The 22,943-nt window shown below is 42.7% G+C and carries 23 protein-coding genes, 1 pseudogene, 1 riboswitch and 1 other annotated feature; of the genes and pseudogenes, 3 read left to right on the top strand and 21 right to left on the bottom strand.

Annotation, left to right across the window (positions count from 1 at the left end; translation table 11 throughout):
• Nucleotides 1-101: 101 nt before the first annotated feature.
• The 11 genes from ASG89_RS07760 to ASG89_RS07710 all read right to left on the bottom strand — a co-directional run bounded on the left by ASG89_RS07760 (nucleotide 102) and on the right by ASG89_RS07710 (nucleotide 12,298).
• The gene (locus ASG89_RS07760; RefSeq protein WP_235549660.1) at nucleotides 102-1,193 is read right to left on the bottom strand and encodes a toxic anion resistance protein; all 1,092 of its coding nucleotides are present in this window, start codon (nucleotides 1,191-1,193) and stop codon (nucleotides 102-104) included.
• Between the two features lie 13 nt (nucleotides 1,194-1,206).
• Nucleotides 1,207-1,884 carry a hypothetical protein gene (locus tag ASG89_RS07755; protein WP_057310027.1) on the bottom strand — a complete coding sequence of 226 codons (678 nt, stop codon included), beginning with the start codon at nucleotides 1,882-1,884 and terminating at the stop codon, nucleotides 1,207-1,209.
• Nucleotides 1,885-2,026: 142 nt separating this feature from the next.
• The gene (locus tag ASG89_RS07750; protein ID WP_057310112.1) at nucleotides 2,027-2,812 is read right to left on the bottom strand and encodes a carbohydrate ABC transporter permease; all 786 of its coding nucleotides are present in this window, start codon (nucleotides 2,810-2,812) and stop codon (nucleotides 2,027-2,029) included.
• Between the two features lie 168 nt (nucleotides 2,813-2,980).
• Complete coding sequence (locus ASG89_RS07745) at nucleotides 2,981-3,862, bottom strand: carbohydrate ABC transporter permease (protein ID WP_057310026.1); 882 nt, start codon at nucleotides 3,860-3,862, stop codon at nucleotides 2,981-2,983.
• A 66-nt stretch (nucleotides 3,863-3,928) separates the two neighbouring features.
• On the bottom strand, nucleotides 3,929-5,257 hold the full coding sequence (locus ASG89_RS07740) for an ABC transporter substrate-binding protein (protein WP_057310025.1): 1,329 nt from the start codon (nucleotides 5,255-5,257) through the stop codon (nucleotides 3,929-3,931).
• Between the two features lie 127 nt (nucleotides 5,258-5,384).
• Entirely contained in the window at nucleotides 5,385-6,845 is a 1,461-nt protein-coding gene (locus tag ASG89_RS07735) for a helix-turn-helix domain-containing protein (protein ID WP_057310024.1), read from the bottom strand.
• Nucleotides 6,823-8,499, bottom strand: a complete 1,677-nt coding sequence (locus ASG89_RS07730; protein WP_414813253.1) for a cache domain-containing sensor histidine kinase — start codon at nucleotides 8,497-8,499, stop codon at nucleotides 6,823-6,825. Before ASG89_RS07730 ends, ASG89_RS07735 begins: the two co-directional genes overlap by 23 nt.
• A gap of 490 nt (nucleotides 8,500-8,989) precedes the next feature.
• Complete coding sequence (locus ASG89_RS07725; protein WP_057310022.1) at nucleotides 8,990-9,643, bottom strand: DJ-1/PfpI family protein; 654 nt, start codon at nucleotides 9,641-9,643, stop codon at nucleotides 8,990-8,992.
• A gap of 47 nt (nucleotides 9,644-9,690) precedes the next feature.
• Nucleotides 9,691-9,771: riboswitch (ZMP/ZTP riboswitch) on the bottom strand.
• A 71-nt stretch (nucleotides 9,772-9,842) separates the two neighbouring features.
• A complete protein-coding gene (locus ASG89_RS07720; RefSeq protein ID WP_057310021.1) occupies nucleotides 9,843-10,451 on the bottom strand; it encodes a LysE/ArgO family amino acid transporter in 609 nt (202 codons plus the stop codon).
• Between the two features lie 58 nt (nucleotides 10,452-10,509).
• Nucleotides 10,510-11,409: an aminoglycoside phosphotransferase family protein gene (locus ASG89_RS07715; protein ID WP_057310020.1), complete on the bottom strand. Its 900-nt coding sequence runs from the start codon at nucleotides 11,407-11,409 to the stop codon at nucleotides 10,510-10,512.
• Nucleotides 11,410-11,683: 274 nt separating this feature from the next.
• The gene (locus ASG89_RS07710) at nucleotides 11,684-12,298 is read right to left on the bottom strand and encodes a DUF3221 domain-containing protein (RefSeq protein WP_057310019.1); all 615 of its coding nucleotides are present in this window, start codon (nucleotides 12,296-12,298) and stop codon (nucleotides 11,684-11,686) included.
• 157 nt (nucleotides 12,299-12,455) lie between these two features.
• Here ASG89_RS07710 and ASG89_RS07705 point away from each other — a divergent pair, with 157 nt between their 5' ends.
• Entirely contained in the window at nucleotides 12,456-12,881 is a 426-nt protein-coding gene (locus ASG89_RS07705) for a DUF1801 domain-containing protein (protein WP_057310018.1), read from the top strand.
• A 43-nt stretch (nucleotides 12,882-12,924) separates the two neighbouring features.
• Here ASG89_RS07705 and asd read toward each other — a convergent pair whose 3' ends face one another.
• From asd to ASG89_RS07665, 7 genes and pseudogenes are all read right to left on the bottom strand, one after another.
• Nucleotides 12,925-14,010, bottom strand: coding sequence for an aspartate-semialdehyde dehydrogenase (gene asd / locus ASG89_RS07700; RefSeq protein ID WP_082592855.1), 1,086 nt, complete (start codon nucleotides 14,008-14,010; stop codon nucleotides 12,925-12,927).
• A gap of 156 nt (nucleotides 14,011-14,166) precedes the next feature.
• Nucleotides 14,167-14,427 (bottom strand) — a binding site (T-box leader).
• A gap of 60 nt (nucleotides 14,428-14,487) precedes the next feature.
• Nucleotides 14,488-15,767: pseudogene (locus ASG89_RS38435) on the bottom strand (serine dehydratase subunit alpha family protein).
• A 147-nt stretch (nucleotides 15,768-15,914) separates the two neighbouring features.
• Nucleotides 15,915-16,223, bottom strand: a complete 309-nt coding sequence (locus tag ASG89_RS07685; RefSeq protein ID WP_057310015.1) for a hypothetical protein — start codon at nucleotides 16,221-16,223, stop codon at nucleotides 15,915-15,917.
• 483 nt (nucleotides 16,224-16,706) lie between these two features.
• The gene (locus tag ASG89_RS07680) at nucleotides 16,707-17,252 is read right to left on the bottom strand and encodes a VanZ family protein (RefSeq protein WP_057310014.1); all 546 of its coding nucleotides are present in this window, start codon (nucleotides 17,250-17,252) and stop codon (nucleotides 16,707-16,709) included.
• A gap of 37 nt (nucleotides 17,253-17,289) precedes the next feature.
• Nucleotides 17,290-18,162 (bottom strand): D-alanyl-D-alanine carboxypeptidase family protein, encoded by an 873-nt coding sequence (locus tag ASG89_RS07675; RefSeq protein ID WP_057310013.1) that lies wholly within the window; start codon nucleotides 18,160-18,162, stop codon nucleotides 17,290-17,292.
• Between the two features lie 94 nt (nucleotides 18,163-18,256).
• Entirely contained in the window at nucleotides 18,257-19,345 is a 1,089-nt protein-coding gene (locus ASG89_RS07670; RefSeq protein ID WP_057310012.1) for a sensor histidine kinase, read from the bottom strand.
• Nucleotides 19,338-20,033: a response regulator transcription factor gene (locus ASG89_RS07665; protein ID WP_057310011.1), complete on the bottom strand. Its 696-nt coding sequence runs from the start codon at nucleotides 20,031-20,033 to the stop codon at nucleotides 19,338-19,340. Before ASG89_RS07665 ends, ASG89_RS07670 begins: the two co-directional genes overlap by 8 nt.
• Before the next feature lie 173 nt (nucleotides 20,034-20,206).
• On the opposite strand from ASG89_RS07665, the gene ASG89_RS07660 reads away from it, so the two are divergent.
• Complete coding sequence (locus ASG89_RS07660) at nucleotides 20,207-21,400, top strand: MFS transporter (protein ID WP_057310010.1); 1,194 nt, start codon at nucleotides 20,207-20,209, stop codon at nucleotides 21,398-21,400.
• 91 nt (nucleotides 21,401-21,491) lie between these two features.
• Nucleotides 21,492-21,770, top strand: coding sequence for a GerAB/ArcD/ProY family transporter (locus tag ASG89_RS38595; protein WP_057310009.1), 279 nt, complete (start codon nucleotides 21,492-21,494; stop codon nucleotides 21,768-21,770).
• Nucleotides 21,771-21,812: 42 nt separating this feature from the next.
• On the opposite strand, the gene ASG89_RS37510 is transcribed toward ASG89_RS38595, so the two are convergent.
• The 3 genes from ASG89_RS37510 to ASG89_RS07645 are packed head-to-tail and all read right to left on the bottom strand — an operon-like array spanning nucleotide 21,813 to nucleotide 22,745.
• Entirely contained in the window at nucleotides 21,813-22,007 is a 195-nt protein-coding gene (locus tag ASG89_RS37510; protein ID WP_235549656.1) for a spore germination protein, read from the bottom strand.
• Nucleotides 21,995-22,183 (bottom strand): spore germination protein, encoded by a 189-nt coding sequence (locus ASG89_RS37505; RefSeq protein WP_057310008.1) that lies wholly within the window; start codon nucleotides 22,181-22,183, stop codon nucleotides 21,995-21,997. Before ASG89_RS37505 ends, ASG89_RS37510 begins: the two co-directional genes overlap by 13 nt.
• Nucleotides 22,184-22,187: 4 nt before the next feature.
• Nucleotides 22,188-22,745, bottom strand: coding sequence for a spore germination protein (locus tag ASG89_RS07645; RefSeq protein ID WP_057310007.1), 558 nt, complete (start codon nucleotides 22,743-22,745; stop codon nucleotides 22,188-22,190).
• Nucleotides 22,746-22,943 lie beyond the last annotated feature (198 nt).

The raw sequence follows: 22,943 nt of genomic DNA, 5'->3' as shown, positions 1-22,943 counted from the left end.
GTTAGGAGATTGAAATGGTATGGGTTAAGAGGCATGATGCAAGCACAAAAAAGCCACCAAAGATGAAATCTCTGGTAGCTGTATCGACTGACTTATCCTATTTATTCCAATAGTCCGCTAAGTTCGGACGCTTTGATTTCTGCACTCGTTTTAGTTCCAGGCGTCAAGCCAAGTCGCTGTGTCATTTGCTGACTAATATTACCCAGCCGCTGTGTGTGCTCCGTTGCTGATTGGATGATTGTTCGATTAGACTGTTCAAATAAATCCAGCGCTGCGAATAAATCTGTCATCCCTCGCTCGATTGAATCCATTTGCAAGCCTGGTTTCCCAAGCAGCTCATTCGTTCGTTGCGTCGTTTCTTTCAATAATCGCGAGTTGTCCTCAAACATTTTATTCAAGGTCGAGTTCGCAGAATTGACCGCTTCAATCGTTTGAACTTGATCTTCAATCGCCATCGAGATCATCGCAGAAACCGTTAATAGATTCTGAGTTTTATCAATGGTCGCATCTACGGCATCAATAAGCTTATCGTTATTGTCGTTGATGATATCTGTTCCCGCAATCGCTTGTTGATACAGAATGACCATCTCTTGAAAGGACTGAATCCGCGTCACTACCTTACGAAGTCCTCTCTCCAAATGAGTTTTACGATGCTCATTCTCGGGTTTGGCTATTTCAACTTCGAAAAGCTGCTTTAAATTCTCTCCCATCGCAATGCGCATTTGCAAATTGTATACAGACTCAATGGAATTTTTCTTCAGCGTCTTCATATACGCCATATTCTCTTCTAGCGTTTCTTTCCCATTACGAAGGGATTGAACAATGGCATTCACGTTTGTTTTCACAGACTGATACTTGTAAATGTAGTTCTTAAGCGGCGTCTTCTTCATCATTTTCTCAAAAAAGCCAAGCTGCTTGCTCTTGCTCAATGAATCAATTTCCCCGCGCAGCTTCAAAATGTTGTTTTGTACCTCTGAACGCTTGCCCGACATCAATTCATTCACAGGGCGTTCTAACATCGCTAGAGATTGTCCCGCCTGTTCCATCGTTTTGGATCCCATGCGTCCAATCGAATCCATTAAGGTTTCTAATTCCATCGTATCGGTCGCCGAAACTTTCTCGAGTAATTGTTTGGCTTCTTGCTCTACTTTCTGCAGATCGGTCGATTTTAATTGCACCAATTGGGTTGTCAAGATTCAGGCCTCCTTAGTCTGTTGAACGATAACGTTGTTGGATGAGCTCCATACGTGTTTGCAATTCGATTAAATCCTTTTGTTCAATCGTTTCCACATAATCTGTAAGCTTGGAGTTGATATCTTTGATACCCGTGAGAAGCAGTCGACGATTCAATCGTTTCGCTTCCCCGCCTAACTTCAGAAATGGGTTAATCGCGCCATTCAAATCCTTAAAAATTAATCGTTGTATGTTATGATTCATATTTGCATCATTAAGATCTTTCAATTGCGGAATTAACCGACCTACACGGGAGAGTAAGCTAAGTGTCTTTTCCACGATTTCATCATCTAAGGTGTTCTTCTGCCCTTCCGAAATCATCGTCTCTTCAATCACATGGATATACTCGGCGATCGGTCCCCAGAAGGGATCATTTTCAGCTTTACTTTCATCTTCGCTAGAAGATATGGCACTCGGTACAGGCGTACCAGGCGTCCTAGCCGGAGTAGGCTCGCTTATAGGGACGGGAGTCGAAGTCGTCGTTGTACCCTTTAAGGCTTTGGACGAACGTTGAAGTACGAGGATAGTTCCAAGTGTCAATGTTGCTGGCACTAATAAATTAACAGCTTCAGGTAAGAAATTAGATGTAATAAGACTGACGACATATCCTGTTAGAGAGATGCCCGCTGCGACTTTGAATTGCTTTTGCATGAATCCTCCACACCCCTGTTCCATCGTGATACCCACTAAAATCATATCTCCCCTAGCGATTGATGTCAATTTATTGCAGGAAAAAGCCAGATAAACGCTTATTGCGTCTACTGGCTTAATTCTTTTCTAGACTTTTATCTGATTACCCTTTCACAGCTGTATTGGAAATCCCTTGAATAATGAACTTCTGACCCAGCATGAAAACAAGAATCATCGGTAGAATCGCTGCACTCGCTGCAGCCATCATTCCGTTGTAATCCACATTAAATTCCATAATGAAATTTTGCAACCCCAATGGAATGGTATATAATTTGCGATCTGTCAGGAACACAAGTGCATTCTCATAATCGTTCCAATGCCAAGAGAAATCTATGATGGCTAACGTAGCCATTGCAGGCTTTGCTAAAGGAAGCATCAGTTGAAGAAAAATGCGATAATGACCAGCTCCATCCATAAAGGCTGATTCTGAGATTTCGGATGGAATCCGAATGAAGAACTGTCTCATTAAAAACACGCCGAAAATAGAGATCATACCAGGCAGAATAAGTGCCCAAAGCGTATTATAGATGCCCACCCATTCAAACATAATGAATTTGGGAACGAACAATACCTGAGGTGGAATCATCATCATCGATAAGTAGATAAGAAACATAGTATCTCTACCTTTGAACGTAATTCTGGCGAAGCTATACGCTGCCAATGACGAAAGTAAAGTTGCACCAATTGTACAAACAACCGCTACTTTTATTGAATTCATATAATACGTACCAAAGCCCATGCTCCCCGTCCAAACTCGGATATGATGCTCCATATTAAAATGGGAAGGAATCCAGCGGATGGGATATTCAAATACTTCAGCCGGTGATTTAAATGATGTACTAATCATCCAGATGAATGGCATTATCATTGCAAGACCGAGAATGAACATTACAAGCGTCGTTCCTGCTTTTATTAGGGTTGGGAGCGGAAATCGCCTCTTGGTTCGAGCTTTTGCACCTGCCGCCCTAATGTCTGATTGCACAGTAGCCATAGAGGTTACCTCCTACTCAATTATTCGCCGAAGGATCGGCTATGTTCGTTACGTTGTCTACTTATCTTAATAATGAACCCATTTCTTTTGGCCAAACCATTGGACGAACGTAATCGCCGCGATAATTAAGAATAGTACCCAAGAAATCGTGGATGCGTAGCCCATCTCATAATAGCCGAACGCATTTTTATAGACGAATAGAGACAATATTGTTGTACTGTTCCCTGGACCGCCTTGTGTAATCGCTTGAATCAAACCAAAGGATTTGATCGTCATAATTAAGCCGGTAATGAGAAGCAAGAACGTCGTCGGACTAACGATTGGAAAAATAATTGACTTGATCTTCACCCACCCGCTCGCGCCATCCACTTTAGCAGCTTCAAGCAGTTCGGGTGAAATTTCCTGTAAGGCTGCCAAATAAATAATCATATTATAGCCGAGCATGAACCAGATCCAGATAATATCAATGGCCATCATGGACGTTTCCGTTGTAGAAAGCCACCCTGGTGGATTTGTTATGCCTATTGCTTTTAACAGTTGATTGATCGGGCCTTCTGAAGGTTGAAACAGTAGCATCCATACGAAAGCTACAGCCACACCACTTGTAATGTAAGGAAGGAAATACATGGCACGCAGCAATCCTTTGGCATACACATGCTTATTCAATATAAGCGCTACAAGAAACGCAAGAATAATGGAAATAGGTACCGATAGCAGATACCAGCCTGTATTTCGAAGCGAAACATAGAATAGATCATCATGGATTAGACGCTTGAAGTTATCAATGCCTACGAAATGATAATTAGGATTGGCGAATTGATAATTAGTGAAAATGAGGCCGAATGAGAATATCGCCGGTATTATAAAAAAGAGGATAACGCCTATCATGTTAGGTGCAATAAATAAATAGCCGGTAAAACTTTGTCTAGCCATCCAGTTTTTCTTCACATCCGATAACCTCCCTTAGTAGGCATACAGGGGAACCAGCCGAAGCCAATCCCCCTGCTTTCCTAATTATTTCGTTGTTTTCATATATTCATTATGGCGTTTAACCATCGCAGCTAAAGTCGTCCCTGTATCTTGCTTGCCTAAGAAAAACTTCTCATATTCCTCTCTGCGCAGATCCATGACTTGTTGAGGCAGGTTACGTGTAAACGTAGGCGTCTTGTTCTCGAACAGGACATATTTCAAAGAAGGAATATCATACGTACTCTCGTTTTCACCTAATAACAGCTTTAAAGCATCCTCAACATTCGCGTCTTTGGAAGCAGGAATTCGTCCGCCAGAAGCCAGCGGCAGTAAACCTCCGTCTGCATACCATTTCAAGAATTTCCATGCTGCATCTTTATTAGCCGTCTTCGCATTGATCGAAACGAAATCTCCTAACCCACCGCGGCCAATAGCATTTTGCTCATTGCTGTCTAGTCTCGGAACCGGTGCGAAAGCGATTTTGAACGTCCTTGGATTATCTTTCAGGTTATTGGAATTCCGGAATATCCATGAACCAGCATTCAGCATGGCGCTTTCACCTTTAAGAAACATCGTTTCTACAGGCATTTTGGTTGTCAGCTGTTCGCCAAGCATTGGCGTACTCTTGTCCTTCATCATGGTATTCAGTGTATCTAACCAAGTGCCAATCAATGGATTATCAAGATTGGAGCTGCCATCTTTCTTCGTGTAACCATCGTGCGTCAATGCGGAATCTAAGGAATCAGGGAAAGATTCTAGATGCTGGACAAGCCCAAAGCGCTTATCAGCCTTCAATTTGCTTGCATAATCCTGCATATCCTTCCATGTCCAGGACGTAGGCACTTTGAGACCAGCTTGATCGAGCATCTCTTTGTTAAACCACACGAAGAACGTACTCTTTACGGTTGGAATACCGTAATACTTACCATTAACTTGCCAATCCTTCGTCGTCGAACCCATCTTCTGCTCAATGTTATAATCCGAATAGCTGCTCAAATCCAACGCTACACCCGCATCCACACGCTTCTTCAATGCTGTGCCCGTATAGTTCACGAATAAATCAACACTTTGACCCGTGAGTAGTGCCGTATCTAATTTCAGATTACCTGCATCGTCATTTACATAGCGTTCGTACTCCACTTGAATGTCTGGGTTTTTCGCATTCCAATTATCAACCACCGCTTGAGGACCGGACTCAGGTGGAACACCACCCCACATTTTCAGCTTTACGACCTTACCAGCAGCTGCTGTAGTACTAGGACTAGTAGTACTGGTGCTGCTGGAGGCTGAGTCACCAGACGTATTCCCACATGCTGTAAGACCTAAAGTAAGAGCTAGTGCACCAAGCATCATTGTGTTCTTTCTCTTTGTCATTTGGATTGACCTCCTGCAATTGATTACTTACAGTACCTACTTTATCACCCATTGCGAATGCGAATAAGAAACAGAATCCTTGAATCTATAGAACAAAAGTCACATTGTCGAAAAATCGCGAAATGGGTTACGTCCGGTTTCTGAAGCTAGCAGGCGTCACGCCAGTGGAACGTTTAAAAATCTTAATGAAATAATTATCATTCGCGAACCCGACTCGTTCACCTATTTCACTAATCGTTCGATCCGTTTCGCGCAGCAATCTTTGGGCAAGCTCAATTCGAATCTGATGCAAATAGTGAATAATGCTAAGTCCCAACTTCTTCTTAAATAAACTGCTAACATATTTATCATCCATGCAAACTAACTTTGCCAATGTGTCTAAAGTAATCTCTTCTGCATAATGTTCATGCAAATAGGAGATGATCTTGTTAATCTCCGGATGATCAGATATAGGAATACGCGAAGCGCTCAAATGTTTGAAATGGGCTTCCAACCGAGCCAAGAACGCTGATTTAAGACGTAAATGGTCGGGTGCGAGCAGCACCTCTTCGTCAGAAGTAGGAAGTTGAGATATTCTCGCGCACAAATGGACAATTCTCGCGGCTGCCTGCTTCACTTGCTGCTGCGGAGCATGCTGAACTTCGAATTTCTCCCACAGTTCATTCACAGCTCCAACAACGGCATCCCATCTTAGCTGCTCTACGTTGTGCCAGATTTCATGCTCCAACCCCCATGTATCCGCAGTTTCATGCAAAGGAGAGCCTATAGCAGTGCATAGTTTCGCACGGAAAGCAGGATTGTACCACTCTATATTTAATGCTACAAGGACGCTCTGCCAAGCTTCTATAAGCTTTACAGCTGGGGTTAATTCGGTATAGATCACGCTATAGGGTAAGGTATACTCCGTAAGCATACTGAATTGAAAAGAAGCTGGCAGCCACATGAATAAGTAGCTAACACCTTCGATGGTCAACATATGCCAGACAGCTGCAGATGCCATATCTGTTCCCATCAAGTTATGTCCCAAGAAATCGTCAAGTGTGTATGCTGAACGTCCGTGTTGTACCGCGATGATGCGCAATTCACGTCCATGAACACCAGGAACAACAATCTCGCTTCCCATTCCATCCGTGGATTCAGCTCCACCTATCATTAATTTCCATAATTTATGATACACCCTATCAGCTTCTCGCATTTCAGAATTTCTACGTTCAATAAGCTCTTTCTCTACCTTACTCATCGTCTCCGCTAAAGTCACATGGTCCATGTAGAGCTTGAGCATATAACTAGTTGCTCCGAACTCCAGCGCTTGCTGAACATTCTCGAAATCACTCATAACAGTCAACATGACAAAACGGCTTGTGAAGCCTTCCCTTCGAGCTTGTTTCAATAAGTCCACACCATTCATCAGCGGCATCACAATATCTGTGATGACAACGTCAGGTTGGCATTCCCGGATTTTCCCCATCGCCTCTAAGCCATTACCTGCTTCTCCAATGATGGTGAAGCCCATTTCCTTCCAAGGCATCGTTTCTTTCACTTTTCTTCGAACGAAAACCTCATCCTCAACGAGTAGTACGGTCCACATGAGAATCATTTCCTTTCTGATAGGGTGTGGACATTAAGAGCGGTAGCTGGATACGAACCTTGCAACCGTGTGAAACAGGCATGAATTCAAAGCTCGCTTCTTTCTTGAACAGAAGGGCTAAACGCTCCCTCAAATTTTGTAAGGCAATGCCATTATGATCCTCTTTGGACAAACCTTCACTGTGTGCGAGACCGACACCATTATCGACCACCTCCAGGATAAGGTGAGTATCTTCCGGATATACATGAATCGAAATGTGTCCTTTCTCTTGGATCTGCGATATTCCGTGATAAATGGCATTTTCAACAATCGGTTGAAGACTAAGTTTCGGAACGAGTGCATATTTCAAGTCATCGGCATACACATAGTCAACTTGAAATTGTTGATCATATCGGAATTGTTGGATATAGACATATCCTCGGACAAGTTCTAGCTCTTGTTCCAAATGGATGAGATCTACATCGAGCTTAAGTCCTGCCTCTGTCAATCTTCCAAGCGACACACAAATCTTTGGAATCGCGTTGTCCCCTTTTTCCAATGCCAACCAGCGAATTGTGTTCAATGTATTCAGCAAGAAATGAGGGTTCATCTGCGAAAGCAGCATTTGAAATCGACTGGCTTCCTTCTGCCGTTCCTCTACTTTTAAGCGCTGTACGAGACCGTTCATATCGACAATCATTTGATTGAACGCTTGTACAATCGGCTGGATGTCCCCGCCATACTTTTGATCAGGGAGTCGTACTTTCAGCTCTTTACGAACGACATCGAGCATCTTAGCTTGAATGAGTCGAAGTGGTCGCGTGACCGCGGATGAGATAAGAAACGTGATAATCATGAAGGCTATTGTGAAAAAAATAAGTGTGCCCATATAGGCGTTCTGAATCGATCGTAGCTCTGCAAAGAGTACGTTGGATGGTACGGTTTTGATTAAATACGCATGAAAGGATGGGACGATTGTATAGTTAATAAACGTACTTTCTTGTGTGAAAAAGCCGTTACTTGAGCCGCCTCTAAGCAAGCGATCGATGATTGGTGCCGCAAGTGGCATAGGCGATTTATCTGTCCCCTCATGTACAATCTCGTTTCCTTTTTGATCAATCAAATAGTACTTATCCGATGTTGGACTACCGTTAGTAGCTGATTTAAACCAACTCTCATAGTCCACTGCTATGTGGATGATCGCTCGAATGGTGCTGTCTGCATCCCTTAAGGGTGTTGAAATAGCAACAAGCTGCGGGCTTTTGTTTACATCAAACAGCACTTCATTGCTTTCCAATTGCCATTGGTACGGTGCTGAGGCCGTTAAAGCAGTTTGGAACCATGGTTTTGCCTGTAACGCTTCATAATCTAATCGCTTTGCTGGCGGGAAAGAGGTATACACATTACCGAGTAAATCAACAATTGTATAGAAAACGGGTGGGCTGGAGATGAACAGACTGTTCGTTACTGAGCGAAATCGTTCTTCGATTTTACGCTGATTCATGATTTGATCGACGGCTTCCGGCTGTTTTAACACCGTAATGACGGATGAATCCTGCTCGAACATCGTAATTGTCTTGAACGTCGTAGCGAGCAGACTTTCAAGTGATTCATTCATTTTGTTCATTTGCACAAGGCTTTGTTCACTCGTTTTTCGTTGTAAGTTGAGCTTCACCTTTTGAAAATTATAAATATCCAAGACGGAGAATGGCAGAAGAATAAGTACGATGAAAGCCAGAAAAAGGCGATATTTTAAGGTTAACGATGAAAACCAGTTTAGTAATGGCACGTGAATATCCCTCGCTTCAGCTGTTCATTGTCAAATATTTTCTTAGTCTATCATAAAGAGCTCTGGGATGAGAACAAACCGGTGGAAGCCCCCTCTCATTCTAAGAACTTCCCTACACCCCTACAAGAAACAAAATCCGCTACTTCATAGAACGATTTATTGATTTTTCTCCAAAAATATCGATTCGATTCATTTAAGCTATTTAACATACAAAAGCTGCCCTCAAATAGATAACTCTACTTGTCGGACAGCTATATGAGATTTGCGATTACATTCGTTATTCAATTTCACGTTCATATAAATGAGCACTCCAGCCAAGGCCATCATACCTCCCACGATGAATGAATCCAAGGCTCCGATCATAGTCATTCAGTGTCTAATCTTCTATTAGTGCTTTCCTTATGAGAAATACATCGTTCTGCTGCAGCGCAGCCGTTGTCACATCTTTGTGCCAATGATACTCAATCTTAGACGCGGTAGCGAGAGCTCTCTCTTCGCCAAATAGTCTAGCAATGACGTAAAGCGCAGCATCGAATCCCGCGGTAACCCCTGCGGACATCACAATCTTACCGTTATCAACATACCTTACATCTTCGACAATCGTAGCACTAGGTGGTGCAATTTCGCGTAATAAATCAAATGCATTGCGATTAGTTGTTACTCGTAATCCATCTAGTAAGTTTGCTTTCGCCAACAAGAGCGCACCTGTGCACACTGACAATACGATTTCAGCACGAGCAGCAGTTTGGTTAATCCAATGTGTAGTCGTTGCGTTGTTCATTTCAGTGCGTGAACCTAGACCACCGGGTACGATTAAAATGTCTGGCAATGGGCAATTCTCTAAGCTGTATTTGGGTTGAATCGTAAGTCCACTGACTGTATTCACAGGTCTTTGATTATCGCCTACCGTGTAAACTTTGAAATCTTTGCCCCAGTTACCCGATACCGCAAACACATCAAATGCGCCTGCAATATCCAATAGATCTACCTTTTCATACACGAGGACCGCCACATTTCTAGCTCGTTCCATTGCCTTCTCCTCCTCGAATTAAAAAAAGTATTTGATCAATTGATCAAATACTTTGCCCAGGCGAACGGCTGTTATGGAATATGTGCTCCCCCGTAGTGATCTACGTTTCGCCAGTTACACATACCAAATATCACCTTTATTATAGTCGGGAAAATCAGTGGAAATCAAGTGAAAATCCGAAAATTTCCCTTCCTTACTTTTAGAATAATTGCTTCAATAACAATGCCGCAGTCACCCACATGATGAATGCCGAAACTTTATTGAGAACCATCATAAATGTGTTAGATTTATCTAATTTCCCAACCTGTCTTCCCACGACGGCAAGAGCAAAAAACCAAATCCAAGAGACCAGTATACAAGCGATTGCAAATACCCATTTTTCTGATCCAACATAGTGGATAGAACTGGTGCCAATGACTCCAATCGTATCCAATATAGCATGAGGATTTAAAAGTGAAACCGATGCGGCAAATGCGATCTGCTTTTTAGGTGATAATGCTTTCTCATTAGATGACATGGTGGCAGGTTTACTTGTCCAAGTAACAATCCCCATATAAATTAGGAACAGTATACCGAGTATGAATAGTACGAGCTTAATAGCAGGTATAGTGACTATAACGACGGATATGCCTAGAATAGCTAGAGTAATGAGTGCCGTATCACACAGAGATGCTGTAAGAACGACAGGTAATGCCTTTGCTAAACGCGGTTGTGTCACACCCTGATTAAAAACAAATACATTTTGAACACCTAACGGCAAGATCAGACCTGCTGATAAAAGAATTCCTTGGAAGATGGCAGTAAGCATGATGTATTTCTCCTATCTACAAATCATCGTAAACATAAATCTCTTTATTCTCAACGCTTCACATATTCACGTGTTCATGAAGAACCTCATCAATCGTTCGTCGGGATATAGCGGCTAATCCTGGGTTCTTGTCTATGTAGTAAGCATAAGCAATTAATCCGAACGAAAGCGCCCACCCGCGTCCTCGCAACCATGTTGCTTCATCGACTGTAAGCAAAGAGCGGAATTCCTCTCGGCTCTCTATCGTGAGAAACGTCCATGCAACCATGAGGTCGCAAGCAGGATCCCCTACACCTAACGTACCGAAATCGATCACGGCACTAAGTTGTCCCTGTGCAATGAGAAGGTTCCCCGGATGTAAATCTCCATGGATCCAAACGCCTTGTCCCTGCCATACAGGTGCTTGAAGTGCTGAATCCCATACAGCCAAAGCCACATCCGTGTCAATAATGGTGTTCAAGTTTGCGACGGCTTCTCGAACAGCCGCATCTCGCCTGGCCAAAGGTTCACCCCTGCCAGAATTGTGTGTACCTGGACCAGGACCATCAGTTGGTTCGATTGTCTGAATGGTGTTGATGAATTGCGCAAGAGCTGTTGCCGCCTGGTTGTAACTGTCCAGTTGACCAACTGTCGCATTCTCGCCATCTAACCAGCGGTACACAGACCAGAACCATGGGTAATCATCCGTTGGAACGCCCTGTGCTAAGGGTACTGGAATGGATAGCGGGATCATCGCGGCTAGCTTGGGTAACCAACGCTGCTCTTTTTCAACTTGTCCTATGGCCCATTCCGCTCGAGGCAGCCGAACCGCCATATCATCACCAAGCCGATAGATGACATTGTCAGTTCCAGCTGAATCTACAGGTCGGAGACGCAGCTCTGCCCACTGAGGGAATTGGGAACGGACCAGTTGTTCCACGAGGTTTAAGTCAATTTCTAACTCTTTCGATTGGCTCATTCGCACACCTCCTTTTGAATAGATGGAAAATATACAGCTAATATGATGTCATTCTAAGCAATACTAGAAATAACTGTAAAAAGTACAGCTATTTTTAACCTAAACCGCCGAAATCAACAAAGTCGGGAGAATTAGACGTAATTTTTCCATCTATTCTCTAAATTTCATTCCAATGTGACAAAATAGATGGAGTTTCTCCAGCTAATCAATTTCTACTCTCTTTCCAACTCTACTCTACTCTCTAACCACTCAACGAAATTGATGTCCCTGCATCTTAACGAGCTATGACGACTTTAGTCACAAACTTCTCGGTTCCAAAATCATAGCCAGCAAACCAAATTTTCACCTGCTTACCAACAATTATATCGGAGAATTGTGCTGGTTCGCTTCCATTTCTTAGTTGCGCAAACGGAAGAAGTCTATGTTTCACACCATCGATTTCAATGAAACGTTCCACATTAACACCTTCACCAGTTGAGACTAATCCTGTAACTATACCGCTTGCATCACCGGCACCATTATCCAGTGCTATGATTTCAAAACCTAACCCTGCAGCTTGACCAGGGTAACTCGTCAGCATCATACCGTCCGTCCATACTTTGACTGTAGATCCAATCTGAACCTCATTCAATTGCAGCTTTTCCCCTTTAAACTTTATAACTGCATGGTCTGATATGCTATACCAAGCTGCATCTGGCATTTTCTTATCTTGATCAATGAATTTATCAGTTGAAACGACCAGAAAACTACCTTTTTCATTGATTGCCGTGATTTTCCCATTTACTTCGACTTGCGCTTCTACTTTCTTGCGATCACCGCAACCCGTCATCAGGACAACAATAAGAATCGTACATAGAGCGATTGAGTACCAATATGCTTTTGTCCACATGTAATAATCCCCACCCCTCTTCCACGTGATAATACGCAATTCCAGTCGTTTGTATTAGACGATCGTTCTCTGATAAATGTTTCTATTTCAAGCCATACTTTGGTAAAATGAGCTTGACTCGCCATCACATCGGTATCATTCATAAGGAGTGTTTTCTATGGCATACGAAGCCAAAACGAAAGAAACAGATAGCAGTGTCCTTGAGTTTATCGAAAATGTGGAAAGTGCTAAAAAGCGTGAGGACGCTTATCAATTATTAGATATTTTCACAAAAGTGACCGGTTATGAACCCAAAATGTGGGGTCCAAGCATTATTGGTTTTGGCACTTATCATTACAAATATGCCTCCGGTCATGAAGGCGATGCCCCTTTAGTTGGTTTCTCACCGCGTAAAGCCAAAATCAGCTTGTATTTTGCAACCGGCGATACCGATCGAGAGGAGTTATTAAATCAGCTTGGTAAGCATGAGGCTGCCAAAGCGTGTGTCTATATCAATAAAGTAGGAGATATCAACGTTGATATTTTAAAAGCTCTAATCAGCCAATCCGTCACATTCCTGCAGGAACGCTACCCGAGTCAATAAAAATAAAAAACAGCAAGCATCCCAGATGCTTGCTGTTTACCTGTTATTTCACTTGAATATAACCTTCCGCTTTCAATAACTCAGCGATTAGAACCGCACCACCTGCTGCACCGCGCAATGTGTTATGCGACAATCCAACGAATTTATATTGGAACATGGAATCCTCACGCAAACGTCCAACGGAAACGCCCATACCGCGCTCAATCTCACGATCCAGCTTCGTTTGCGGTCTATTTTCTTCTTCGAAGTAAGTAATGAACTGTTTCGGCGCACTTGGCAGATTCAACTCTTGCGGACGACCTTTGTAGTTCAACCAACGAGCAAGAATTTCTTCTTTCGAAGGTTTATTCTCGAAAGATGCAAACACCGTTGCCAAATGTCCGTCTGTTACTGGAACGCGGATACATTGCGTCGTAATAAGAGGAGAACTTGCTTTTACGATTTCATTATTAACGATATTGCCCCAGATACGCAGCGGCTCTTGCTCACTTTTCTCTTCTTCCCCGCCGATGTAAGGAATAACGTTATCCAGCATCTCTGGCCAATCTGTGAAGTTTTTACCTGCGCCTGAGATCGCTTGATATGTCGAAGCAACCACATTCGTTGGTTTAAAATCTAACAAAGCGTTCAGGGCTGGCACGTAGCTTTGGATCGAGCAATTCGGTTTTACTGCGATAAAGCCAGTTGATGTACCAAGACGTTTTCTTTGCGCAGCAATAATCTCGATATGACCTGGATTTACTTCTGGGATGACCATCGGAATATCTGGCGTCCAGCGGTGAGCTGAGTTATTAGAGATAACAGGAGTACCTGTTTTGGCGTAGGCTTCCTCTAACGCTTTAATTTCATCCTTTTTCATATCCACTGCACAGAAAATAAAATCAACCCCAGAGGCAACTTCCTCCACTTTCGATGCATCTTGCACGATAATCTGTTTCACATTTTCAGGGATCGGTGTAGCTAATTTCCATCTGCTTTGAACAGATTCTTCATACGTTTTACCTGCTGAGCTGCTGCTTGCTGCAATGGCAGTCACTTCAAACCATGGGTGTTGATCCAGCAATTCAACGAATCTCTGGCCAACCATGCCAGTTCCTCCGACAATACCTGCTTTTAATTTTCTCGACATTCTATATTCAAATCCTTTCACATTCGTATGATACTGATGATAAGCATCTCAATAGTAAATTCAAACTGCCTGTTACTGTGTGCTTATTATTATAGTAAGTGTGCAATATTTCTTACGCAATAACAAAAAAATCCCACCCCCAAGACTATTGCCAGTCTTAGGGACGAGATTAATATCCTCGTGGTACCACCCAGTTTCACTAATATGTCGCCATATCAGCCTCTTCAAGTACGACAGGCCGAAGCCTTGCGTATACTTTAGCTCTATAACAGGAGCTCCTGTCACACCATCCCCCACGATGAGTTCCGATGTGCTGCTCTGAGGCTTTGTTCAATAAAGTTCTCTTTACTCCTTTTCAGCGGACGGAGCTCTCTGTAAAAGATTGCATTTATTTACTCATCTCTTCAACGCATTTGTTATTGCGATAATATTATCAAATTACGGGAGTTACGTAAACAATAAATTTTGGAAAATGCATTATTTAATTTTATTTAACATCATTTCGAGGACTAGCTTGTCAATATCCGAAGTAGCTTCATTGCCGATCCGACAGAAATTGTCGATCGTTTTCTCCGCGTTATTTTCAATAAAACCATTCGTCGAGGATATGGTCATCCCCTTCGAAGCGAGAAGCGCAGATTGAACCGCCGCACTCGTACAGGTGGCAACTTTCATCGCACAGCCGCCTTTGGCGCCATCACACATCATCCCCGTTACATTACCGAGCATGTTTTGAATCGCGGCTTTAATCTCGTTCTTCCCACCGCCGAGCAGATAGGTAATCCCGCAGCTAGCACCTGTCCCAGATACAGTGACACCGCATAAAGCGGACAACCGACCAAATTTGGATTTGATATGAATCGTCACTAAATGACTTAAAGTCACAGCACGAATAAGTTGTTCTTCCGATGAGCCAAGTTTCTCTGCTGCCGCAATAACAGGATTCGTCGCAGCAATCCCTTGATTCCCGCTGCCCGAATTCGCCATTACAGGCATGCTTGATCCAGCCATACGACCATCTGACCCCGCGGAAGCAAGGCCATCGCATGTGAGATGAGATCATTAGACAAAATGCCTCTCTGCACATTTTCTTTGATCGTCTTTCCGACTTGGAGACCATAGTCATTCGCTAATCCGTCTAATCCAGCTTTGCGGTTCAACTCAATGCTTTGCTTGACCAATTGGAGCTCTGCTAGATCAACTGTATTTACGAAATCTACAATACCATCGATCGAAAGCTCGCCACGCTCCTCTTTAGAGCTCTTGAAGCTCGCGTTGGCACAGCCTCCCGATTCAACGACCTTTCCATTTACCTCAACTAATGTGATATTCGTATGATTATCCGTAATGACAACCTTTGCATAACTTTGCTCTGTGTGAACGACGACCTCAATATACAATTTTCTAGTCGTATCAGCTAGATGAACCACCGATAAGCCCTGCTCTACCATGCCCTGCGCCATTGTAACATCACTAGGCTGAATATCAGCAAGCACTTCTAGTTGCTTGTCCGCATTCCCTGCAATAGCTCCTAAAGCCGCGACAAAGTCGATCCCGGTTAAATTCGTACCTGGAATCCCAACGGCCAGAGCATTCTTGATGATCCCAGCGCTGGCATGAACGGTTACTTTCTCAATAGGACCTTTCACATAGCTTCTTGCTTTGGCGGCAGCCAATGCGATCGCAACCGGCTCCGTACAGCCAAGCGCGACAACGAGTTCCGTTTTTAATATGTGAATGAATGGATGTGTATGCAAAGTTGAACCCTCCTAAACACCCGAGAATCACGAATTCGCTCGAATGCTAATCTAGAATATACTATAGCTACTTGGCTTAGTTCAACTACTACAATATAGGAAAAGTATGTAGAGAGTATGTTGAATCAGTTTGAACATTTCACGAATTTAACCCTCTGCCACGTCTGCTCCTAATTCACTTGCAATTTCTAACATCCTTGGAATGACGGCTTCATTCGTGCCCGAAACATAAATATCCCCTTGATAATGCCGGAAAGGAATCTTGATTTCGCCATAGCTCCACATGAAGAAATCCCCCTCGATGGACATGCTGGTGGCACCAGTCACTGTAAATACGGATGTATAAGTGAAATCCGGTTGTGTGGAAAAGTATTGTTTACACTCTTCTAATGAAATGGTTGGGTCGGTTCCTTCATGTTGCTGAAAAGCCCTCGTAATCCGATAGCGTTGACTCATTGTAAGACCTCCGTAATTGTATATTTATCATAAATAAACATATGAAAGAACATCTTTCGTCGCTCAGGACATAAATCCCACTATTACCTACGAACATCTTTATGATAGGACAAATTTCGAAGAATGCCAACTAGAGACAATGGAGCGTGGTAACAAGTGGGTAAATGGAAATCAGGAACCGTTGGATTCGTGTGTGGCGCCTTGTTTTTCTCAGGGCTCTCCTACGCTGCGGCCGATTCAATTGGTATAGACGTTTATTTTCGGGATTATCGTTGCCGACAACGGCAGTGATCTCTATGTGAGCGGAGCACCTGATCCGAAATGGAACGATAATGACTTGCACAAGCTGGCTAAGCTCAAAGGGAGTGATTTTGAGGTTATGGATACAGGCCATATTGAAAAATAATAGGTGCTGAATGCAAATAGGCTGTCCTCAAGTCGATTATTCACTTGAAGGACGGCCTATTCTCGTATTTCATCACCTTAGGTTATGTTTCCTTTCTTTGAAAACGTCATGTGTTGAGATTCAATCATACGTAACAAACTTGTCTTACCTGCAATGGACAGCTTAATAACAGAATACCCGACAATACCACCCAGCCCATTTAGAATGAGATCATCCACATCAAAACTCCCCATAGAAAGCACAAGTTGTAAACCTTCTAAACATAAACTTAACCCCACAGATCGCAGGAGCGCTCCGAACAGTGACATTTTTTTATGCCGCGAAATCAGGACTAGAAACATGCCGTACGGCAGGAATATCGCGATATTCCCAAATAAATTTACGAGATCATGCTGAGATAAGCTTTGAATATTATTCGTTATCGAAACGAAAGGCTTGAAGTTCGCAAATTCCAATCGATTTTGGATATGCTCAGGATTCTCTATATTCCGCTGAAGAAGTTGCCACAGAAAAGGTAAGTCAATGGAACTGAATTTAAATAGAATGACCTTGAACAGGACATACATATAGAAGGCGAATAAAGCCGACAGCAGCATTTCATTCCATACTTTCATTTGTTTCATACCGCATACTCACTCTCCTCAATTAATTAGTTACACCTTATGGAAGCACAGTTACGATGATGCCATCCATATTGTTGCCCGAAAGGGTATAGGAACGATTATTTGGTACTTGAATCGTACTATTCCGGGTAATCGGATGATAAGAAATCTCGTAAATCTTCCCTTTTACCTTCGTTGTGATGTTCTTTTGTTGTTTCAAATACGCCAAATATTCTTCCAGCGACAAGTTCATCTGCTGCATAACTTTACTGTGAGGTAAACCAACATAGCGAAAATGCCATGGTTCATATTGGATGCCCGTGATGGCTGTTTTGTCCTTGGGATACCGTAAAATAAACCCATAGTCTGCGGCATTTCGGATCAACCATTCACCCTCTGGCGCCTGATTCATGTCAGCTTGTGTAGACCCAATATCAAGAGCTAAACCTAAGTTATGTTCACTATGTCCCGCTGGTAAAGCATACATAGCCCCCATATCCTTGTACAATTGACTTTGTTCTTTATTATCTCTGTAGCCACTGTTAATCAGGAAATGGCGTATCCCGTCTTTGTCAGCAGCACTGATCATCGTTGTAAAAGCTTGGATGACGCTTTGAGATAGCCGAATCGTGTTATCTAATAAACCAAATCCTTTAACAAGCTCTTTATGCTGAAAAAGGTTTAGAATATCCGTCTGCATGCCTATTTGATGCACTGGATAATCTTGATTAATTAAAACAAGATTTCCTTGATATATCTGATCTTTCGTCACTTTTATCGTCGTAAGATTCTCCTTGCCAGGGGAAGACACCACATAAGCACTTTCCTCTACCTCTAATTGGTTAACTTTTTTACCAGTTGCTGAATGCTGCTGTATGGCCTCATAACCAAGCAGTACGACGATGACAAACCAAAAAACCCACTTCTTCATAACTCGTTTCCCTCCTAAACCTTGCTTGCATTTAGAATAAAGAAAACTGTTTAAATTAGAAGTGGGACAAATATAAAATTTTTCTTAAATCCAATCAGGAAAGTGGCAATCTTACCTCGAAAAGTGTACGAATCACATTACTTTGGACCGTAATCATCCCTTTGTGTTGCTCTACAATATTCTTCGCTATGAATAAACCGAGTCCCGTGCTTCCCCCTTGATGGGATCTTGCTTGGTCACCTGTATAAAACATTTCAAAGAGATGAGGAAGTTCATCAGGGGATATACAATTGCCATAATTGATGACTTGAACAACTGCTTCTTCCCCTTCTTGATGACCGTTAATATCCACAAATTGACCATCTTTCCCATACCGATTAGCATTCGTCAGTAGATTCTCAAACACGCGTGCAAGCAGCTCCCCATCCCCCGAGATTTCCAAATGTGGAGAAACATCCAACCTGCTTATTAACTTACTTTTTTCAAAAACGGGGTACAATTCCTCATTGAGTTGAATGAGCAGCTCACTTAAATTAATTTGCTTCTTTTCAATGGTCAACATGCCATATTTCATCCGCGTAATTTCAAAAAGTTCATCAATAAGCTTCTCTAAACGTTGCGATTTGTTAAAAGCAATAGTGGTATAATGGATCATTTGCTCTCTGGATAGCTGCTCGTCCTGGAGAATAAAATCCAAATAACCTATCACAGAAGTAAGCGGCGTACGTAAATCATGAGCTAAGTTCAACACGAGCTGATCCTTACTGTTTTCTGCAAAATCCCCTCGTTCAACTGCTTGTCGCAGTTTCTCACTGGCCATATTAATATCTTCCGCGATATCTTTGAATTCGTCATTCGAATCAATATGAATGCGGCTATGAAAGTCGCCTCCAGCAAGGAGATGAATACCCGTCGAGATCTCATTAAAATAGGTAGCATAGCGCTTCGTTAGGAAGAAGAAACACAAAATAGAAAGCGGTACAAACACCATCAAGAAAAAGTTTAAATCCCCAATCGTGTTAACAAAATGACGTAATTTAGCTACAGGATCTTCCCTTCGTACGCCTGAGTAATAAAGCTTCAATACGCGATAAAGAATAAAGGTAAAAGTACCTGACATCAGCATACTGAGTCCTAATAAACCGATCATTTTGGATCGAAAACTGCGCAATAGATTAGCCATTGAATGTATAACCCACACCCCATACGGTTTTGATTATTTTATTTTTGTTGATATCTTCACCAAGTTTTTTACGCAATGTTCGAATATGTACCATGACTGTGTTACCACTTTCATAATAAGTTTCCCCCCATACATGTCCAAAAATATGTTCGGCACTAAACACTTTCTTCGGGTGACTCGCTAACAAATACAGAATATCAAATTCTTTCGGCGTAAGCTCAACTTTCTCCCCATAGAGAAGAACGGACCTTTGATCCGCATCGATCGTCACGCCTCCCACGTCCAATACAGGGCTGTTCGCTGCTGTCGGTTGACTCAACTGAATCGTTCGCCGCAACTGAGCATTCACCCGAGCCACCAACTCCATGGGGTTGAAAGGTTTCGTCATATAATCGACCGCACCCATCACTAACCCCGTAATTTTATCCAAATCAGAAGATTTGGCACTTAAAAATATGATCGGTAAGGGATATTTCTCACGTATTTGCCGCGTCACTTCATAGCCATCCATCTTAGGCATCATAATATCTAGAATCGCTAGATCGATGGCATGTGTCTCAATCGCTTGAATAGCCTCTTTCCCATCAGATACTTTAATGAGATGATAGCCCTCTTTTTCCAAATGTAACGCTACCAAATCAGCGATCTCCGCCTCATCATCTGCGATTAATATCGTTATTCGTTTCATCCTTATCGCGCTCCTCACACAACTAAACATGCTGTCGCTTACAATTCATTCCTATTATAACCGATTCAAACAAAAACAGCTTATAACCGTACTGTATCTTCTAGGCATGAGATGGAAAATATATACGAATTGATGTAAAGGTAAACTCGACTTGCACGTAAGGAGGAAGCTATATAACCAAAGTAAGCGACAATAAAGATCCCAAACTCGTCTTTCGTCACGTTTTTTGGGCTGCTGGGTTTGGCTGGTTATTTGATGCCATGGATGTCGGTTTGTTATCTTTTATCCTTGTTGCACTTCGTAAAGAGTGGGCGCTCACGGCCCAAGAGGCGGGGCTTCTCGGTTCGGTCAATCTGATTGGCATGGCGATTGGAGCAGCTTTCGGCGGATATCTTGCGGATAAGTTTGGACGTCGTCCCATATTTTTATTGACGCTAGTCTGTTTTGGTGTATTCAGTTTTGGCAGCGGATTTGCGAGCGGATTAGGTAGTATGCTCATACTGCGCTTCTTCATGGGACTCGGACTCGGTGCTGAGCTTCCTGTAGCTTCTACACTTGTGAATGAATTCGCACCGCCTGATAAAAAAGGACGAATTGTTGTGCTGTTGGAAAGTTTCTGGGCAGCAGGCTGGATTATAGCTGCTGCCCTCGCTTACTTTGTCATCCCTCCATTCGGATGGCGAACAGCTGTAATCGTTGGCGCAATCCCCGTTTTGTTTGCTTTCTGGGTCCGGCGAGCGATCCAGGAGTCTCCACAGTTCAGTATTCATCGTGGACAACCGATTAAATTTAGGCAGTTGTTCACTGCTTATAAAAGAGAGACCATTGCCCTATGGGCAGTGTGGTTTGCCATAGCCTTTTCCTATTATGGGATGTTTCTTTGGCTGCCTTCTGTTTTGGTCGATAAAGGGTTCTCCATGATTCAAAGCTTTCGTTATGTACTGCTAATGACATTAGCCCAACTTCCCGGTTACTTTGCAGCGGCTTACTTAGTTGAGAAATGGGGCCGTAAACCGACTTTATCTCTTTTCCTAGTGCTATCCGGGGTAATGGCAATGGGTTTCGGATTAAGCCAAAGTATGTCCATGCTTGTATGGTTTGGCTCGTTACTTTCCTTCTTTAATTTAGGTGCCTGGGGAGCGCTGTACGCGTACACGCCTGAGAATTACCCGACAGCAATCAGAGGAGTGGGTACAGGATTTGCGGCTAGCTTTGGCAGAATAGGCAGTGTAATTGCACCATTTTTAGTAGGCGCAATGGCACAAAAGGACATTGGATACGCATCCATATTCGGGATGTTTGCAATTGTTATTTTGTTAGGTACAGGGATACTTCTATTATTCGGTAAAGAAACCAAAGTTCGCTGAGTCCTGCGGATCTGCCCAGATGTCTTCTAACTGCATACATGATGTCATGGAGGGAATACTTGGAGAGAATCTAATCAGAAGGAGAACATGAATGGAGTCCACTGAAAAAATATCGGGGAATCAGTTATGTTTATTAGTTTTTTCCTTTATAGCTCCCACACTCATTCTTGTAGTACCTTCGCTTATGGAGAAAATATCCCATCAAGATGCGTGGATGACGATTTTCCCTGCTTTTCTGATCGGAGCCTTACAATTATGGATTATGATCGTTTTATCGAACCGCTGTCCAGGGCTCTCCAACATCCAATACAGTTCCCAAATACTAGGAAAACTCTTCGGAAAATTTCCGTACGATCCCAACACCCGCTAATGAGGACAATTACGAGGAGAAGCATGATATATTTAAGCGTTTTCAATTGTTCCCCCACGAACGTTTCGCCCAAACCGGTATTCGAGTCAAAACATCCTTCCATGCCGCAAGCTTGAATGGAGCGATTGGAGAAAAGTAGAGCACCCCAAATGATCGAAGTGAGGTCACATGTAACATAATGCCGAGAAATCCTAAAACAATACCGTAGAGGCCTAAGCTCCCTGCTAAGAACAACATGGGAAACCTAAACGGATGCCATTTGCAAAGCTATATCGAGCAATCGTAAAAGCGGCAATCTGTTTCGGCAGTCGAATACCAGCTTCCCGCAGGGCTTCAAATATGATTTCCATGATTAAAGCTTCAAACATCGCAGGAAAGGGAACAGCTTCTCTTGAGGCTGCAATACTCAGCACAAGGTTAGGTATGCTCGCCTAACGTGACATACGCTACTTTTAATTTCGAAGTTTTGAGTCTGGATCGTATCAAACTAATGTTTGTAGAAATCTGCTCGATGAAGCCGTCTCTTGGGCCGCGAATGACAGGCTCGGATGATGCTTCATCAATACTTCTTTTGGATGTGCCCGGAATAGATACTGTCATTACATTACTTCTGCCTGTCATGAGAATAGCCGCATGCCCCTCGAGGACGTTTTGAATAACATCTGATACTTTGTCAGAACTGGTTGTGGCACCTATGGAGACCAACACATCTTTAAGATCTCCTGAATTCGTCGAAACCCTATCCCTTGTTGCACTTGTTAGCAGAGGTTTAATGACTTGCTCTTCAAGCATATTCGTATCAATTAAGTTATCAATATAAACAATGAGCCATTTCGTGTTATGCTTAACTTCTATTTTGCGGTATACCAGATCGAAACAATCCTGGAACGCTTCTTTAATCAACTTTTCATTGTGATCCATATCCGTTGAAAACACATGGTTATTCTCTTCTTCTTCCAGGCTTATGGTTTTCATCGTATGAAGATTATCGTTTTTTTTGGGATTCCCCTTGTATAAACCATCTCATGAAAGATCCTCCTGGTTTGACACAATCACTGCTATTATCCCAAATCAAGAAACATCAATGACAAGAACATTCTCCCATTCCATTCCTTTAAACTACTTCGAGATAAATAAAACCACCCTGTGAGATCACAGAGTGGTTTGGTGTTT

Source organism: Paenibacillus sp. Soil766 (genome assembly GCF_001428105.1).
Classification (GTDB): domain Bacteria; phylum Bacillota; class Bacilli; order Paenibacillales; family NBRC-103111; genus Paenibacillus_E.
This window is presented reverse-complemented; position numbering and strand designations above follow the sequence as displayed.